Source organism: Streptomyces sp. NPDC051567, assembly GCF_044454165.1.
In the GTDB taxonomy this organism is placed as follows: domain Bacteria; phylum Actinomycetota; class Actinomycetes; order Streptomycetales; family Streptomycetaceae; genus Streptomyces.
In genome coordinates this window covers 26990-41648 of the sequence record NZ_JBITDK010000034.1, presented here as the reverse complement: position 1 = coordinate 41648, position 14659 = coordinate 26990, and the positions used below count along the sequence as shown (strand labels likewise).

Genomic DNA, 14659 nt, shown 5'->3' with positions numbered 1-14659 from the left:
CGTGCCTGCGCCCGCACCCGTACTACTGCACGCGCACCCGCGCCACTTCACCCGCGCTACTTCACCCCCACCACGTCCCACCAGCGGGGACGACCCCAAGACTCACGAGGACGGGACAGCCATGCCTTCTTTCGACACCCCCGAACCGATCTCGGCCACCGTCCACGTGGAAGCCGGTTCCCTCCGGTTCACCGCGGGCGACCGCCTCGACACGGTCGTCGAGGTGCGGCCCCGCGACCCGAAGCGGGACCAGGACGTGCGGTCGGCCGACCAGGCCGAGGTCACGTACGCGGGCGGCGTCCTGACCGTCAGGACGTCCAGGCCGCGCAACCCCTTCGGGCGCCCCGGCACCGTCGACGTGACGGTCGAACTGCCCACGGGCTCACGCGTCGACATGACCGGCGCCTGGGTCCAGGTGCTCGGCGAGGGCCGGCTCGGCGAGGTCCGCGTGAAGACCTCGTCCGGTGACGTCCGGCTCGACACGACCGGGCCGCTCCGGCTGACCGCCTCCCACGGCTCGATCACCGTCGACCGGGTCGAGGGCGCGGCCGAGATCACCACCAGCTCCGGCAGCCTGCGCGTCGGCACCGTCGACGGTCCCGCCGTCCTGAAGAACTCGCACGGGACCACGACCGTCGGCGCCGTCACCGGCGACCTGCGGGTGAGCGGCGCCCACGGCGACATCGACATCGCGCGCGCCGAGGGCTCGGTCACCGCCACCACCGCCCAAGGCACCCTGCGCGTCGCCGAAGTCGCGCGCGGCACCGTCCAGTTGGAGACCTCCTACGGCGCCATCGAGGTCGGCATCCGTGAGGGCACCGCCGCCTGGCTCGACGCCCACTCCGGTTCCGGGCAGGTGCGCAACACGCTCACCGCCTCCGAGGCCCCGGAGGACACCGGGGACGCCGGGGGAGCCGAGGACACCGTCAAGGTCCACGCCCGGACCCGCCACGGCAACATCGACATCCGCCGCGCCCGCGCCCGCGCCTGAGGGCCCGCCCTCCGCTCCGTTCCCGTCCCGCCGTTCCCGCGTCCCGTCGTTCCCGTCCCGCCGTTCCCTCCGCTCCGTTTCCTTCACTCCGTTCCAGCCTTCGACCCGGAGGGCCCATGCCTTCATCTGTCATGCCCATGCCCATGCCCATGCCCATGCCCATGCCCATGCCCATGCCTGTTCCCGTGCCCAGGCGCGGCAGCGGCCAGGAGTCGCCCGCCGCCGTCTCCGCTGTCGGCCTGCGCAAGTCCTACGGTGACAAGCTCGTCCTCGACGGGATCGACCTGCACATCCCGGCAGGCACCGTCTTCGCGCTGCTCGGCCCGAACGGCGCCGGCAAGACCACCGTCGTCAAGATCCTCTCCACCCTCGTCTCCGCCGGCCACGGCTCCGGCGCCGTCCGCGTCGGCGGCCACGACCTGGCCGCCGACCCGCAGGCGGTCCGCGCCGCGATCGGTGTCACCGGGCAGTTCTCCGCCGTCGACAACCTGATCACCGGCGAGGAGAACATGCTCCTCATGGCGGAACTGCACCACCTGGCCAGGGGCGAGGGACGGCGGGTCGCCGCCGAGCTGCTGGAGCGTTTCGACCTCACCGAGGCCGCGAAGAAGCCGGCCTCCACCTACTCCGGCGGTATGAAGCGCCGCCTCGACATCGCCATGACGCTCGTCGGCAACCCGCGGATCATCTTCCTCGACGAGCCGACCACCGGCCTCGACCCGCGCTCCCGCCACACCATGTGGGGCATCATCCGCGAGCTGGTCACCGACGGCGTCACCGTCTTCCTCACCACGCAGTACCTGGAGGAGGCCGACGAACTCGCCGACCGCATCGCGGTGCTCGACGACGGCAAGATCGCCGCCGAAGGCACCGCCGAGGAACTCAAGCGGCTCGTCCCCGGCGGGCACGTCCGCCTCCGCTTCACCGACCCGGCCGCGTACCGGTCCGCCGCCTCCGCCCTGCGCGAGGCCACTCGCGACGACGAGTCCCTCACCCTCCAGCTCCCCAGCGACGGCAGCCAGCGCGAGCTGCGCTCCATCCTCGACTGGCTGGACGCGGCCGACATCGAGGCGGACGAGCTGACCGTGCACACCCCCGACCTCGACGACGTGTTCTTCGCCCTGACCGGCGGCGCCGCAGTCCCCGACCGGTCCAACCAGCCCAACCAGCCCAAGGAGACCGGCCGATGAGCTCCCTCTCCCTCGCCGTGCGCGACTCGTCCACGATGCTCCGGCGCAACCTCCTGCACGCGCGGCGCTACCCCTCCCTGACCCTGAACCTGCTGCTCACCCCGATCATGCTGCTGCTGCTCTTCGTCTACATCTTCGGCGACGTGATGAGCGCGGGCATCGGCGGTGGCGGTAGCGGTGGCGGCGGTGGTGGTGGCAGTGCGGACCGCTCCGCGTACATCGCGTACCTCGTCCCGGGCATCCTGCTGATGACCATCGGCGGCACCGTGGTCGGGACCGCGGTGTCCGTCTCCAACGACATGACCGAGGGCATCATCGCCCGCTTCCGCACGATGGCGATCCACCGCGGGTCGGTGCTCGTCGGGCACGTCGTCGGCAGCGTGCTCCAGTCGGTCCTGAGCGTGGTCCTCGTGGGCGCCGTCGCCGTGGCCATCGGTTTCCGGTCCACGGGCGCCGGCGTCCTGGAGTGGCTGGCGGCGTTCGGGCTGCTCGTGCTCTTCGCCACGGCGCTCACCTGGATCGCGGTCGGCATGGGCCTGATCAGCCCGAACGCGGAGGCCGCCAGCAACAACGCGCTGCCGATGATCCTGCTGCCGCTCCTCTCCAGCGCCTTCGTCCCCGTCGACGCGATGCCGGGCTGGTTCCAGCCGATCGCCGAGTACCAGCCGTTCACGCCCGCCATCGAGACCCTGCGCGGGCTCCTGCTCGGCGGCGAGATCGGCGCCAACGGGTGGCTCGCCGTCGCCTGGTGCCTGGGCCTGACCGTGCTCGGCTACTTCTGGTCGACGTCGAAGTTCGACCGCGACCCGCAGTAACCACCATGACGGTGCGGCCCCCCGCAGGCCGTCCCACCCAGGGCGGCGTACGCAGACCCCGCGTCTGCGTACGCCGCCCGGTCGGCTGTGCCGGCCCGCCGCCGGGCATGACGGGACAGCCCTCAGCCGCGGGCCATCCCGACGAAGGCGGTCCACGCTTCGGCGGGCACCAGCAGAGCCGGGCCCGACGTGTCCTTGGAATCACGGATGCCGATGCAACCGGCCAGAACGGCGACCTCGACGCACGATCCTCCGGTGTCGTTGCTGTAGGACGACGTGAACCACGTGCGCGGCTCTGATCCGGTGTTCGTGAGGTTCTGGTTCATGTGGTGATCTCCCGGGATAGCTGTTTCAGGAACTCAGGAGTGCCTTCCGGCGGCCGGGCCGGTTTCTCGGTCCCACACGGCCAGGAGTTCGTCGCGTCGGCGCCGTACGCCAAGCTGAGACGGACTGCGGGGTCCTCCTTGCCCTGTCCGGGAGAACCCCGCAACACGGTCTAGCTGCGGGCCATCCCGACGAAGGCGGTCCACGCTTCGGCGGGCACCAGGAGAGCCGGGCCCGATGTGTCCTTGGAATCGCGGATGCCGATGCAACCGGCCAGAACGGCGACCTCGACGCAGTTCTGCCCGGCACCGTCGGAGTAGGAGGACTTGACCCAGGTCAGGCGGGTTTCGGATCGGGTGTTGGTGAGCTTCTGGTTCATCATGGGATCTCTCGCGATAGCTGGTGCAGGAACTCTGGGGTGTCCTCCGGCGGTAGCGCCGAGGACAACAGACTGGTGAAGGCCCGCTTGAACCGCCCGACCTCGCGCGGCTTGTCGGACACGGAGGTCGAAGTCCACGGAGCGTCCACCTGGACCGAGGTGGGCAGTTCATCCGGCAGGTGGAGCACGCTGAAGTTGTGTGTCGGGGTGTGCCCGCGGAACTTCGGAGGCAGTATCGGGAGGATCTGGATCGTGACGTTCGGCAGGCCCGCGAGCTGGATCAGCTCGGCGTACTGCGCGCGCATCACGTCCGGGTCACCCACGAGGTGTCTGAGGGCAGGCTCCCAGAGCACGGCGGACAGTCGCAGGGGCTCATCCTCTCGGAGGATGGCTTCCTTCCGTCGCATCCGTACTTCGACGTTCCGCGTGATGGCCTCGCTGGTCGTCTCCTCGACCGGCTGTGCGACCTCGTGAAGACGGCGGGCGTAGTCCTCCGTCTGAAGCAGGCCAAGGACGAGCATCGGATGGAAGGCCCATGTTTCCGTGGCAGCGGACTCGATGCCGACGAACCGTGGCATTCCTGAGGGCATCGTGGACTGGAAGGGTGTCCACCAGTCCTGGCTGCCACCTTCCCGCTGGATCTCCAGCAAGGCCGCGACGTCTTCCTCGCCCTCGACGCCGTAGAGGTTCAGGAGTGCCTTCAGCTCAGCGGCCGTCCGGAGGGTCTGGGTGCCCTTCTCCACGCGCTGGAGCTTGGCGAAGTACATCTTCGTCACCGCACCCGATTCCGCGACCTCTTCCAAGGTCATGCCGGCACGTTCGCGGAGCTGGCGCAGCTCGTATCCGAGCTCGATGCGTCGGACGGTCGGCCTGGGTTTCGCAGCCATGCGTGTGTCTCTCCTTTCCATGCGCGCGCCGATGCCGTTCATGCGCCTGCCCGTACTGCCGGTGCGCGCAGTCTGGCACGCGATGCGCGCGTGGCAACAGTCGATGAGTAGGCGATGGCATGTGCCATTTTCTATCGCGGAGAATATTCACCTCGATATCCGTTGCCCTATAACTCTACCGAGCGGCAGGCTAGTTGAGGCGAAGCGGCCGACCTTCGGACAGCCAAGGTCAGGCCGCTGAGTCGGAGTGCTGTTCCGGCCTGGTTCTGGTCATGGCGGCTCCCTCCGGCTGACTTCCCTTACCGGCCTATTCGGACAGGTGTGGACCATGACGCAGACGACCACCCCGCTCGCGCTTCCGCCCTCGTCGGCGACGACAGAGGCGGTCGGCGGTATCCGGCGGACCGCAGACCTCATGTGCTGCTCGTTCGTGGTTCAGGGGCGGGCGGTGGGTGAGCCGGTGCCGGACGTGGACGCGCGGCGGGTCGGGGAGGTCCGGCGGGTGGTGGACGCGCGGCTCGGCTGTCTGGGGCTCGGCGCGCTGCGGGACTCCGTCCTGCTGGTCGTCAGCGAGCTGGTGACGAACGCGGTCGAGCACACGGCCGACTCCGGTGGCGGGTGTGTGACGGTCACCCAGGTGTCCGTGCGCGGCGGGCTCCGGATCGAGGTACGGGACGAGGCTCACGGGCACCCGCAGGTACGGGCCCCCGGCCTGGAGTCGGAGCGCGGCCGGGGCCTGCACCTCGTGGACCTCGTCACCGCCGAACTGGGCGGACGCTGGGGACACTCACCCGGCACCGGGACCGTCTGGTGCACGATCCCCACCACGATCCCCGTCACCCCTGCCCGGCCGTAGGCCGCGCCCACCTCACTCCGCCCCGCCCGAGGCGTCGGATCGGCATGGTGTTCGGCTCTTTCTCGCCAACTTCGTGACCGTACGGAGCGGAATGTTTGTTCCCTCTTGTTGTTCTGGTTCACAGAAGGTAGCGCTGGGGACGGTGTCGCACGCATGTTTCATCGGCTCGTGCGAGGGGCGGTGACGTAGGGCGACGGCGTGGGGTGAGGGTCCTTCCGGGGTGCGGACAGGCTGACTTCGGTCAGGAGGCCATATCTGGTTGACCGTGGTCGAGAGAGCCACACATGATTGCCCAGCAAATCGCCAGTGCAACAAGAATCGATGAGGGGCGGGAACGTGAAGAACATTCGACGCATCGGTGCCATGGGGGCGGCAGCTGCGCTGCTGGGCGGACTGGCAGTTGTCGGCGGGGGCGCCGGCGTGGCCCAGGCCGATACCCGGTGCGAGTGGAGCACGGTCTACATCAACGGCAACCCCGGTGCGGAAGAAGGTAGTTGGGCCTCTGGTCACAGTCACCGCACCGGCAACCACTACGTCGGTGCCTACGCCAACGGTCTGGTGGACTGGTACGCCGACAACAATGGCGGAGATGATGGCGACACGTGGGACTCGTACTACGGCACCCGCTCCTGTTGATCCCGACTGCTGACTGACCCACTGCCTTCTGCGCAGAAGCAACTTTCTGCGCAGGGGGCAGTGGGTTTCCGCACAACCGAAGGCGAGCAAGCATGCGTCGTGCCTCAACCCTCTTACCAGCGACGGTGACGGTGACGGTGGCGCTCGGTCTGCTGGCGCTGGCCGGCTGCGCCACCACGGCGGACAAGCCGGCCGGTGCCACAGCGTCGGACGCCGGGCAGCCGCCGGGGCCGCCGACCGGGGCCGACCCCTTCAAGGACCTGCCGCAGGGCACACCGGTGGCGTTCAAGGACCTCAAGGCCGGCACATGCTCCAACCACCGGGGCGACGTGCACACCGACGCGCCCGTCGGCACCGTGGACTGCCGGACACCCCACTTCTTCGAGATCGTCTCCCAGGTGACCCTGCCCGGCGACGCCTCCGCGAAGTTCCCCGGTGACAGGGGAGTGATGGACCAGATGCGTACCGCGTGCGAACCGAAGCTCGCCCCGATGATCGGCTCCCGGCGGGGCACCCTCATCAGCCTCTACCTGGCCCCCCTGAACAAGAAGTCCTGGGACGAGGGGAACCGCCTCGGACACTGCGGGATCGCCTTCGCCGTCCCCACCCCCGGCACGCTCGCCGAGACCGGCGTCCAGGGGTGACCGTGGGCGATTTCCCGGAGGTCCTGGTCCGGTTCGACCAGGTGTTCAAGTCGTTCCGGACCTCGCGCGGGCGCCGGCAGGTCGCTCTCGACGGGTTCTCCATGTCCATCCCGAGAGGGGCGGTCGTCGGGCTGCTGGGGCCGAACGGGTCCGGCAAGACCACCGCGCTCAAGGCGCTCCTGGGGCTGGTCCGCCCCGACCGCGGGACCATCACCGCGTTCGGCCACGAGCTGCCGCGCGACCAGCGGTTCGTCGCCCGCCGGATGGGGGCCCTCATCGAGGGCCCGGCCTTCACCGGCTCGCTGACCGGCGAACACAATCTGCGGCTCCTCGGCGAACTGCACGGCGCGGACCGGAGCGAGGTCACCGACGCGCTGGACCTGGTAGGACTGGACCGGGCCGCCCGGCGTGCGTACTCCGGGTACTCGCTCGGCATGAAACAGCGGCTCGGGGTCGCGGCGGCCCTCATCTCCCGGCCCGATCTGCTGGTGCTGGACGAGCCGATGAACGGCCTGGACCCCGAGGCGGTCCGCCACATGCGGGAACTGCTGAAGCGGCTGCGCGACGAGCGCGGCATGACCGTCGTCGTCTCCTCGCACATCCTCGCCGAGGTGGAACTCGTCAGCGACTGGGTCACGATCGTCCGGAACGGCCGCGTGATCTGCGACGCGAGCGTTCCCGAACTGCTCAGCCAGGGAACGTCACGCCTGGTGGTACGGGTCCACGACGCGGTGACCGCCCAGAGCGTCCTGGCGGACCACGGGTACACGGCCGTGCCCACCAACGGCCCCGCCGGCGCCGAGCTCCAGGTCGAACCGCGCCGCGCCGCGCCGACCGATGATGATCCGACCGGTGACGCCCCGACCGGTGACGATCCGGCCGGCACGGACCGGTACGACCGTGCCGACGGCTCCGAAGTGCTCAGACTGCTCGCGGACCGGTCCGTCTACCCCCGCGAACTGCTGGTCGAGTCGGCGTCCCTCGAAGACATCTACGTGGCGGCCATCCGTGCGGCGGACGCCGCCACGGTGCCCCGGGGGCGACAGCATGGCGACTGACCACCGGGTCTCCACCCCGCTCCGGCAGCGGCACCCGGCCGGCGGACCGCTGCCCTGGCGCCGTCTCGTCCGGGCCGAGCTGCGGCGGCTGCGGGCTCCACGGGCCATGCGCTACGTGGCGTTCGGCCTGCCCCTGGCAACCATCGTGTTCGGGCTGTCCAAACTGCTGCTCCACGACGCCGACACCGCCGGTGCCTGGCGCAGCGCCGATGAGCGGTACGCCCAGTTCCTCTCGGACGCCCGCTCCTACGGCCTCGCGACCGCATCCGGCACGAGCGTGAAGAACTTCTTCCACGACCCGCGCTATCTCATGGACACCCTGTCCTTCGGGGATCTGCGCACGCTCGTCACCGCTCTGGCCGCCGCGGCGGTGGTCTTCGGCATGGTCGCCGGAGGCTCCGACTGGTCCTCGCGGGTCATGCTCACCCTCGCGGCGGCCGAGCCGCGCCGGTTCAGGCTGTTCGTCACCCGTGCCCTGCTCGCCACCGGCCTGTCGATGGCGGCGACCGCGGGGGCCGGGCTGCTGCTCGTCCCCCTGCTCCTGCTGGCCGCGCGGACCAGAGGGAGCACGGCCGGCCTCGACGGCGTCTACTGGGCCGCCCTCGTCAGCCAGTACCTGCGAGGCGTCCTCCTCGTCGGACTGCTCTGCCTGCTCGGCTACGGCCTGGCCATGCTGACGCGCAAGGCATCCACCGCCCTCGCCATCGGATTCCTCTACCTCGCCGGTGCGGACCAGATCTTCGCGGGCCGCGGGCCGCGCGGAGCCGAGTACGACATGGACGGGCTGATCTTCGCCGTGCTCAACGAGAAACCCGTGGTCCCCATGGCGGAGTCCGACTGCATCGCCGGCCCGGGCTGTGAGGCGGTCCACGTCGATCTCACCGCCGCGGACGGGTTCGTCGGCGTACTGATCTATCTCGTACCGGTGCTGCTGGTGGCCCTGTGGCGCTTCACCCGAACGGACATCACCTGATGACGACGGCAGCCGCACCCGAGACGGGTCGCCCGGCCGCTCTTCCTCCCCCGGACCACCGTTCCCGCCCGCTCCCCCTGCGCCGGCTCGCCCGCGCCGAACTACGCCGGATTCTGAGCCCCCGGCCGGTTCGCCTGGCCCTGTACGCCCTGCCGTCGGTCCTCGTCGCGTACGCGCTGTCCGCGTACCTCGGCCACGACACCGACATGGCCACGGCCTGGCGCAGGGCCGAGGCCGCCTACCAGCAGTACGCCGCGGAGGCCGCCAGGAGGCCGGGCGCCGTCGAGAAGCTGTCGCCGCAGTACTTCTTCGACGATCCGCGCTATCAGCTGACCAAGGCGTCGTTCGTGGACCTGCGGGCCGTGCTGTCGGGCGTCGCGGTCGCCGGACTGGTCTTCGGACTCTTCAGCGGAGGCTCCGACTGGTCTTCCCGCGTCATCCTCAACCTCGCCGCCGCCGAGCCGCGCCGGGTGCGCCTGTTCGCCACCCGCGGCCTGCTCGTCGCCGCCGTCGCGGCGTCGACGGCCGCGGCGACAGCGGTGTTCCTGGTCCCGCTGCTCCTGGTCACCGCCCATTTCCGGGGCACCACCGCCGGAGCCGACGCACACTTCTGGACCGTACTGGCCGTCATCGTGCTGCGGGGCGCCCTCTTCGTCGGACTGGTGGCCCTGGTCGGCTACGGCCTGGCCATGCTGACCCGCAGCCTGACGGTGTCGCTCGGCATCGCCCTGGCCTACGTCGTCGTCGCCGAACGCCTGACACAGGACTACGTCCCCTTGCTGACGGACTACCACTTCTCCGGGATCACCTTCGCCGTCCTCAACGAACGCCTGCTGATGCTCACGGACAGGACCGACTGCGTCGGTGAGATCGCCTGCGCCGCCATGCGCGAGGGCACGCCCGCTTCCCACGCCTTCCTGGCCCTGGCCCTCTACCTGCTCCCGGTCTCGGCGGCTGCCCTGTGGAGGTTCACCCGCACCGACATCGGCTGAGCCCCGTCCCCGCCGTCCGTCCCGGCCCGTACGCTCGTCGCGCGGGTGCCGGGGCGGCGTGGGGTGTCGGGCCGGGCATCCGGGGACCGAGACCGATGAAGGGGAACCGCCGCCATGCTGACCGCACTCACCGGGGTGTACGGGGACCGGGCCGACGCCGTCAGCGTCGGCGGGCGCACCGCCTCGTACGAGGAACTCCTCGCCGCCGCCCGCGCCGTCGCCGCCGAGGTGGCCGGGGCCCCGGCCTTCGCGGTGACCGCGACGGCCTCGCTGGAGACCGTCGCCGCCGTGGCCGGAGCCGTCCTGGCCGGGGTGCCCTGCGTACCGCTGCCGCCCGACGCCGGGCCCGCCGAGCGCGACCACATCCTGCGCGACTCCGGGGCCGCCCTGATCGAGGTGGACTTCGCCCGCCGCCGCCCCGACTGGTCCGGGACGGCCGTCGCGCCCGGGGACCCGGCGCTGATCCTCTACACCTCCGGCACCACGGGCCCGCCCAAGGGCGTACTGCTCAGCGGCGCGGCCATCGCCGCCGACCTGGACGCGCTGGCCGGGGCCTGGCAGTGGAGCGCCGAGGACACCCTGGTCCACGGGCTGCCGCTGTTCCACGTGCACGGGCTGGTGCTGGGCGTGCTCGGGGCGCTGCGGACCGGCAGCCGTCTCGTCCACACCGGGCGGCCGGACCCGGGGGCGTACGCGCGGGCGGGCGGCAGCCTCTACTTCGGGGTGCCCACCGTCTGGTCCCGCGTCGTCGCCGACCCGCCCGCCGCCGCCGCGCTCTCGGGCGCCCGGCTGCTGGTCTCGGGGAGCGCCGCGCTGCCCGCGCCCGTCTTCCGGGAGCTGGAACGGCTCACCGGGCAGCGGCCCGTGGAGCGTTACGGGATGACCGAGACCCTGATCACCGTCAGCGGCCGGGCGGGCGGCGCGCTCCGCCCCGGCACGGTCGGCACCCCGCTGCCGGGCATCCGTACCCGCGTCGCCGCCGAACCGGGCGCCACGATCGGGGAACTCCAGCTCACCGGGGCGACCCTGTTCTCCGGCTACCTGGGCAGCCCGGAGGCGACCGCCGCCGCGTACACCGCGGACGGCTGGTTCCGTACGGGTGACATCGCGGCGATCGACGAGGCGGACGGCGCCCACCGGATCGTGGGCCGGGCCTCCACCGACCTGATCAAGTCGGGCGGTTACCGGATCGGCGCGGGCGAGGTCGAGAACGCGCTGCTGGACCACCCGAAGGTCAGCGAGGCGGCCGTCGTCGGCGTCCCGGACCCGGACCTCGGCCAGCGGATCGTCGCCTTCGTCGTCGCCGAGGGGGTCACGGCCGAGGAGATCACCGCGTTCGTCGCCGCCCACCTGTCCGTGCACAAACGCCCGCGCGAGGTCCGCTTCGTCGCCTCGGTGCCGCGCAACGCCATGGGCAAGCCGCAGAAGAACCTGCTGCTGACGGACGCCCCCGCGCGACGGCCGGCCCGGTAGCCGCCCTGGTCAGGCCCGGCCCCGACCGGCTCCCGCCGGGGCCGGGACCGTACCCTTCACCTCGGCGGACTCCCTCACGGACAGGCACGGCGCACATGACGAACGGCATCGGGAACGGGACCAGTGACGGGGGCGGTAACGGCGTCGGGAACGGGACGGCGGACGGCGTCGCCGCGTACGAGATCCGGCCCGGGGTGCCGGACGTCGAGACCTACCGCCTGCTGCGCGGCGCGACCGGGCTCGGCGCGAAGAGCGTGGAGGGCGCGGCGATCGGGCTGCCGAACTCCTGGTACTGCGTGACGGTCGGCCACGGCGGCCGGACGGTCGGCATGGGCCGGATCATCGGCGACGGAGGGTGCTTCCTCCAGATCGTCGACATCTGCGTCCTCCCCGACCACCAGGGCCACGGCCTGGGCAAGCGCGTCATGGCCGCGCTCTGCGCGGAGCTGGAACGCCGCGCCCCGCAGGGCACGTACGTCTCCCTGATCGCCGACGGCGACGCCCGTCACCTCTACGCGAAGTTCGGCTTCGCCGAGACCGCCCCCGCGTCGGTGGGCATGGCCCGCCTCCTCTGACCGGAACCGGAACCGGAACCGGAACCAACACCGGTGCCGGTGCCGGTGCCGGTGCCGGTGCCGGTACTCGGACGCCCCGTACCCCAGGGCTGCGGACCGGGCAGGTTCAGCCGGAGTAGCCGTCGCTGATGACGGTGTCGGAGTCGCGGACGGTCCACTCGGTGACCTTGGTGCCGTCCAGCCGCTCCAGGGTGTAGCGGTCCTCCTTGTACCAGATGGCCTCGCTGGCCCGCTTCCCGGCGGCGTAGGTGCGGGAGACGGTGTCGGTGCGGGTGCTCTCCTGTGTGGAGCTGGAGCTGGTGGTCACCTTGAGCTCCGCGCTCAGGGTCGCGCTGAGCGAGCCGCTGAACCCGCCGTAGCTGAACGACGCCTCCGCCGTGACCGAGATGCCCACCGTCGACTCGACCTCCCGGGAGTTGGTCGTCGTCAGACCGACCTTCACCTCCTGGGACTTGGTGTACTCGGAGGAGCCGCTGTGCTCGAAGTAGTAGACCAGCGACCAGTAGCCGTGCCGCTTGAGCAGGTAGTACGGGGACTCCTGGGCCTGCCGGTCCCGGGACAGGGCCGGGTCTTGGACCAGCGGGAACGGCACGGCCGCCTGGCCGATCAGGACCGCGTCGGTCTGCTTCTTGGTGGGCTGGCGGAAACCGGTCAGCCGGAGCACGTCACCGACGTCCGCGGGGTCGGTGACGATGTGGGCGAGGTCCAGGACGGACTTGTACTCGTCCTCCACCTCCAGGTCCCACACCTGCGCGGCGTCCGCGCCGTTCTGGTAGTGGTACTGCTCGACGCGCCCGTTGGCCGGATCGTTGCCCTGGATGTTCATGTAGAGGCCGCTGCGCTTGTTGACGACGAAGTACCCGCCGCCGGGAGCGGGGCGCAGCATCCAGGTCTGCATGGCCTCCGGAGCGGACTGCAAGGGGTACTGCTCCAGCCGGGTGGACGCGGCCGAGCTGTTGCCCACCACGTTGAGGACCTGGCCGCTGTTCTTGTTCACGATCAGGAAACTGCCCTGGTCCAGCGGGAAGAGGTGCCAGAGCTGGCTGTTGCGGTCGTGGTTCGTCTGAAGGTCCCAGGTGTCGATCTTCGCGGACGGGTTGGTCCCGTTGCCCGCGACGTTCAGTACGTACCCGCCCTTGCGGTTGCGGATCACGTAGCTGCGGCCCGCAGTGATTTCCGACGCCATCGTTGCTTCGTCCGTTCGTCGTCCAGAACCCGGAAGGAAGCACCCATCGTGGTCGGATCATCACACTGTGCATAGAGGGCAATATCGGCCACCGGGCCACCATCGGGTTACCGGGTCGCCGGGCCGCCCGTGTGTGCGCCGTCAGGCGATGAAGTCGACCTCCGGGTAGCGGGGTGACGGGCCTTCGAGGAGCCGGGCGCGGCGGTCGCACAGGTGGAGGTCGAAGTAGGCGAGCAGGAAACGGCGCTGGATCTCGACGGCCCGGGCTCCGTCGAGCGGCCCGATGGCCTCCGCGAGCTGCTCGGGGGTGGCTCCGAGCCGCTCGGCGACCTGCGGCAGGAACGTTTCGTAGTCCGTGTACGAGAAGTGCCGGGTGCCGGTCATCCGCAGGTGGCGGCGCCAGCCGCGCAGCCGGGGCCAGACCTCGTGCCAGCTCGGATGGACGTCGGCGTCCTCGCCCATCAGGAGGAACGGCCCGCGCAGCCCCTGCGTCACCACCGGGCCGAAGAGGCTGCCGTCGAGGTTCGCGCCCGCCAGGAACGGCACCTCGGCCGCCATCGCCGCCGCGGCGGTCGCGCCGCCCAGCGAGTGGCCGAACATGGCGGTCCGGGACAGGTCGAGGACCCCGGCGAGCCCCTGCGGGAGCGGGTCGCCGCCGGGGTGCGGGCCCCGGCCGGGGCGCGCCCACCGCGACAGCTCCTCCAGGACGAAACGGGTGTCGGCCACCCGCACGTCGACGGCCTTGAGGATGACCGGGTCGTCGTCCCGGTCCGAGAAGGGCGGCATGCCGTACGTCTCGACCCGGCCGCCCGGGAACTCGACCTGCCCGGCGTCGTAGGTGTGGTCGACGGTGACCACGACGTAGCCGTGGCTGGCGAGGTCCTCCACCAGCGCCGTGCTGGAGGCGCGGTGCTGGCCGTGCCCGTGGGAGTAGATGATCACCGGCCGTCGGCCGTCGCGCGTCCGGGCCGCCGCGCCCGTCCGGGCGTGGGTGTCCGGGAGGGTGGCGTACGGGGGGAGGAGGTATCCCGTCCGCTGGAAGACCTCGGCGGCCTTCGCGGTCATCCAGGGCGCCCGGTCCGGGCCGGTGGCGGTGGCCCGCGCGGGGTACCAGAGCTGGACCATCACCTCCCGCGCCGGCCGGGTGTCGGACCAGGGGTCCCGGCGGCCGTGGTCGGTGAGGTGCAGCGCCACGGTGCCGAGCGGGTGCGGGCCGCTCGGGCGGGGCAGGACGAGCCGTACGGGAGGAGGCTCGCCACCGGGCGTACGGGGCCGGGCGGCCCCCGGAGCCCGGCCGGGCGCAGCGGCGGCGGCCGTCGCGGCGGAGGCCGCGGGGGAGGCCGCCACCGCGAGGCCCGCGGCGAGCGCGGCGCCCGTGGCCACCAGCCGCCGCCGGCCGATGCCGCCGGTACGGGGGGTGCCGGACGGGGACGGGGACGGGGAGGAAAGCGAGGACGGAGGCGGGGACGAGGATGAGGACGAGGGCGGGGCCGGATACGGCACGGCGTTCTCCTTCACGGTCGTACACGCGCGGTGCGAGGCGCGAGGACGCCCCCTCCGAGAAGGCTAGGAGCCGTGTATCCGCTGGTCTGCTGCGATTCCTCACCTTTCCCGCTGACATTTGTCACTCGACCGCCAACTGCCGCCGCCGGTCCGGGCATCGCGCACCCGGACCGGCGG

General features: G+C 71.4%; 16 protein-coding genes. 11 read left to right on the top strand and 5 right to left on the bottom strand.

Annotation, left to right across the window (positions count from 1 at the left end):
• Window positions 1–121: 121 nt before the first annotated feature.
• The 3 genes from ACIA5F_RS27470 to ACIA5F_RS27460 all read left to right on the top strand — a co-directional run bounded on the left by ACIA5F_RS27470 (window position 122) and on the right by ACIA5F_RS27460 (window position 2996).
• Window positions 122–991 (top strand): DUF4097 family beta strand repeat-containing protein, encoded by an 870-nt coding sequence (locus ACIA5F_RS27470; RefSeq protein ID WP_399357484.1) that lies wholly within the window; start codon window positions 122–124, stop codon window positions 989–991.
• A gap of 167 nt (window positions 992–1158) precedes the next feature.
• Entirely contained in the window at window positions 1159–2181 is a 1023-nt protein-coding gene (locus ACIA5F_RS27465) for an ATP-binding cassette domain-containing protein (RefSeq protein WP_399357482.1), read from the top strand.
• The gene (locus ACIA5F_RS27460; protein WP_399357480.1) at window positions 2178–2996 is read left to right on the top strand and encodes an ABC transporter permease; all 819 of its coding nucleotides are present in this window, start codon (window positions 2178–2180) and stop codon (window positions 2994–2996) included. The genes ACIA5F_RS27465 and ACIA5F_RS27460 overlap by 4 nt, the downstream gene beginning before the upstream one ends.
• A gap of 122 nt (window positions 2997–3118) precedes the next feature.
• On the opposite strand, the gene ACIA5F_RS27455 is transcribed toward ACIA5F_RS27460, so the two are convergent.
• From ACIA5F_RS27455 to ACIA5F_RS27445, 3 genes are all read right to left on the bottom strand, one after another.
• Window positions 3119–3322 (bottom strand): DUF397 domain-containing protein, encoded by a 204-nt coding sequence (locus ACIA5F_RS27455; protein ID WP_399357478.1) that lies wholly within the window; start codon window positions 3320–3322, stop codon window positions 3119–3121.
• Window positions 3323–3492: 170 nt separating this feature from the next.
• Window positions 3493–3702 carry a DUF397 domain-containing protein gene (locus tag ACIA5F_RS27450; RefSeq protein ID WP_399357476.1) on the bottom strand — a complete coding sequence of 70 codons (210 nt, stop codon included), beginning with the start codon at window positions 3700–3702 and terminating at the stop codon, window positions 3493–3495.
• The gene (locus ACIA5F_RS27445) at window positions 3699–4586 is read right to left on the bottom strand and encodes a helix-turn-helix domain-containing protein (protein WP_399357474.1); all 888 of its coding nucleotides are present in this window, start codon (window positions 4584–4586) and stop codon (window positions 3699–3701) included. The genes ACIA5F_RS27450 and ACIA5F_RS27445 overlap by 4 nt, the downstream gene beginning before the upstream one ends.
• Before the next feature lie 328 nt (window positions 4587–4914).
• On the opposite strand from ACIA5F_RS27445, the gene ACIA5F_RS27440 reads away from it, so the two are divergent.
• The 8 genes from ACIA5F_RS27440 (at window position 4915) to ACIA5F_RS27405 (ending at window position 11793) form a co-directional block, all read left to right on the top strand.
• A complete protein-coding gene (locus ACIA5F_RS27440) occupies window positions 4915–5442 on the top strand; it encodes an ATP-binding protein (protein WP_399357472.1) in 528 nt (175 codons plus the stop codon).
• 336 nt (window positions 5443–5778) lie between these two features.
• Window positions 5779–6078 (top strand): hypothetical protein, encoded by a 300-nt coding sequence (locus ACIA5F_RS27435; RefSeq protein ID WP_399357470.1) that lies wholly within the window; start codon window positions 5779–5781, stop codon window positions 6076–6078.
• Between the two features lie 92 nt (window positions 6079–6170).
• Window positions 6171–6722: a septum formation family protein gene (locus ACIA5F_RS27430; RefSeq protein WP_399357469.1), complete on the top strand. Its 552-nt coding sequence runs from the start codon at window positions 6171–6173 to the stop codon at window positions 6720–6722.
• 2 nt (window positions 6723–6724) lie between these two features.
• On the top strand, window positions 6725–7780 hold the full coding sequence (locus ACIA5F_RS27425) for an ABC transporter ATP-binding protein (protein ID WP_399357467.1): 1056 nt from the start codon (window positions 6725–6727) through the stop codon (window positions 7778–7780).
• Complete coding sequence (locus tag ACIA5F_RS27420) at window positions 7770–8753, top strand: hypothetical protein (RefSeq protein ID WP_399357465.1); 984 nt, start codon at window positions 7770–7772, stop codon at window positions 8751–8753. The genes ACIA5F_RS27425 and ACIA5F_RS27420 overlap by 11 nt, the downstream gene beginning before the upstream one ends.
• Window positions 8753–9745: a hypothetical protein gene (locus tag ACIA5F_RS27415; RefSeq protein ID WP_399357463.1), complete on the top strand. Its 993-nt coding sequence runs from the start codon at window positions 8753–8755 to the stop codon at window positions 9743–9745. Before ACIA5F_RS27420 ends, ACIA5F_RS27415 begins: the two co-directional genes overlap by 1 nt.
• Before the next feature lie 114 nt (window positions 9746–9859).
• Window positions 9860–11218: an AMP-binding protein gene (locus ACIA5F_RS27410; RefSeq protein WP_399357461.1), complete on the top strand. Its 1359-nt coding sequence runs from the start codon at window positions 9860–9862 to the stop codon at window positions 11216–11218.
• 194 nt (window positions 11219–11412) lie between these two features.
• A complete protein-coding gene (locus ACIA5F_RS27405) occupies window positions 11413–11793 on the top strand; it encodes a GNAT family N-acetyltransferase (RefSeq protein ID WP_399357515.1) in 381 nt (126 codons plus the stop codon).
• Window positions 11794–11899: 106 nt separating this feature from the next.
• Here the strand turns inward: ACIA5F_RS27405 and ACIA5F_RS27400 are convergent, their stop codons facing one another.
• On the bottom strand, window positions 11900–12979 hold the full coding sequence (locus tag ACIA5F_RS27400) for an RICIN domain-containing protein (protein ID WP_399357459.1): 1080 nt from the start codon (window positions 12977–12979) through the stop codon (window positions 11900–11902).
• Between the two features lie 141 nt (window positions 12980–13120).
• A complete protein-coding gene (locus ACIA5F_RS27395; RefSeq protein ID WP_399357457.1) occupies window positions 13121–14362 on the bottom strand; it encodes an alpha/beta hydrolase family protein in 1242 nt (413 codons plus the stop codon).
• Between the last annotated feature and the right edge of the window lie 297 nt (window positions 14363–14659).

Bases quoted from the DNA above. Each gene is read 5' to 3' on its own strand.
- ACIA5F_RS27445 (WP_399357474.1), bottom strand. From the start codon at position 4,586: ATGGCTGCGAAACCCAGGCCGACCGTCCGACGCATCGAGCTCGGATAC.
- ACIA5F_RS27440 (WP_399357472.1), top strand. From the start codon at position 4,915: ATGACGCAGACGACCACCCCGCTCGCGCTTCCGCCCTCGTCGGCGACG.
- ACIA5F_RS27415 (WP_399357463.1), top strand. From the start codon at position 8,753: ATGACGACGGCAGCCGCACCCGAGACGGGTCGCCCGGCCGCTCTTCCT.
- ACIA5F_RS27420 (WP_399357465.1), top strand. From the start codon at position 7,770: ATGGCGACTGACCACCGGGTCTCCACCCCGCTCCGGCAGCGGCACCCG.
- ACIA5F_RS27450 (WP_399357476.1), bottom strand. From the start codon at position 3,702: ATGATGAACCAGAAGCTCACCAACACCCGATCCGAAACCCGCCTGACC.
- ACIA5F_RS27465 (WP_399357482.1), top strand. From the start codon at position 1,159: ATGCCCATGCCTGTTCCCGTGCCCAGGCGCGGCAGCGGCCAGGAGTCG.
- ACIA5F_RS27455 (WP_399357478.1), bottom strand. From the start codon at position 3,322: ATGAACCAGAACCTCACGAACACCGGATCAGAGCCGCGCACGTGGTTC.
- ACIA5F_RS27410 (WP_399357461.1), top strand. From the start codon at position 9,860: ATGCTGACCGCACTCACCGGGGTGTACGGGGACCGGGCCGACGCCGTC.
- ACIA5F_RS27460 (WP_399357480.1), top strand. From the start codon at position 2,178: ATGAGCTCCCTCTCCCTCGCCGTGCGCGACTCGTCCACGATGCTCCGG.
- ACIA5F_RS27430 (WP_399357469.1), top strand. From the start codon at position 6,171: ATGCGTCGTGCCTCAACCCTCTTACCAGCGACGGTGACGGTGACGGTG.
- ACIA5F_RS27470 (WP_399357484.1), top strand. From the start codon at position 122: ATGCCTTCTTTCGACACCCCCGAACCGATCTCGGCCACCGTCCACGTG.
- ACIA5F_RS27400 (WP_399357459.1), bottom strand. From the start codon at position 12,979: ATGGCGTCGGAAATCACTGCGGGCCGCAGCTACGTGATCCGCAACCGC.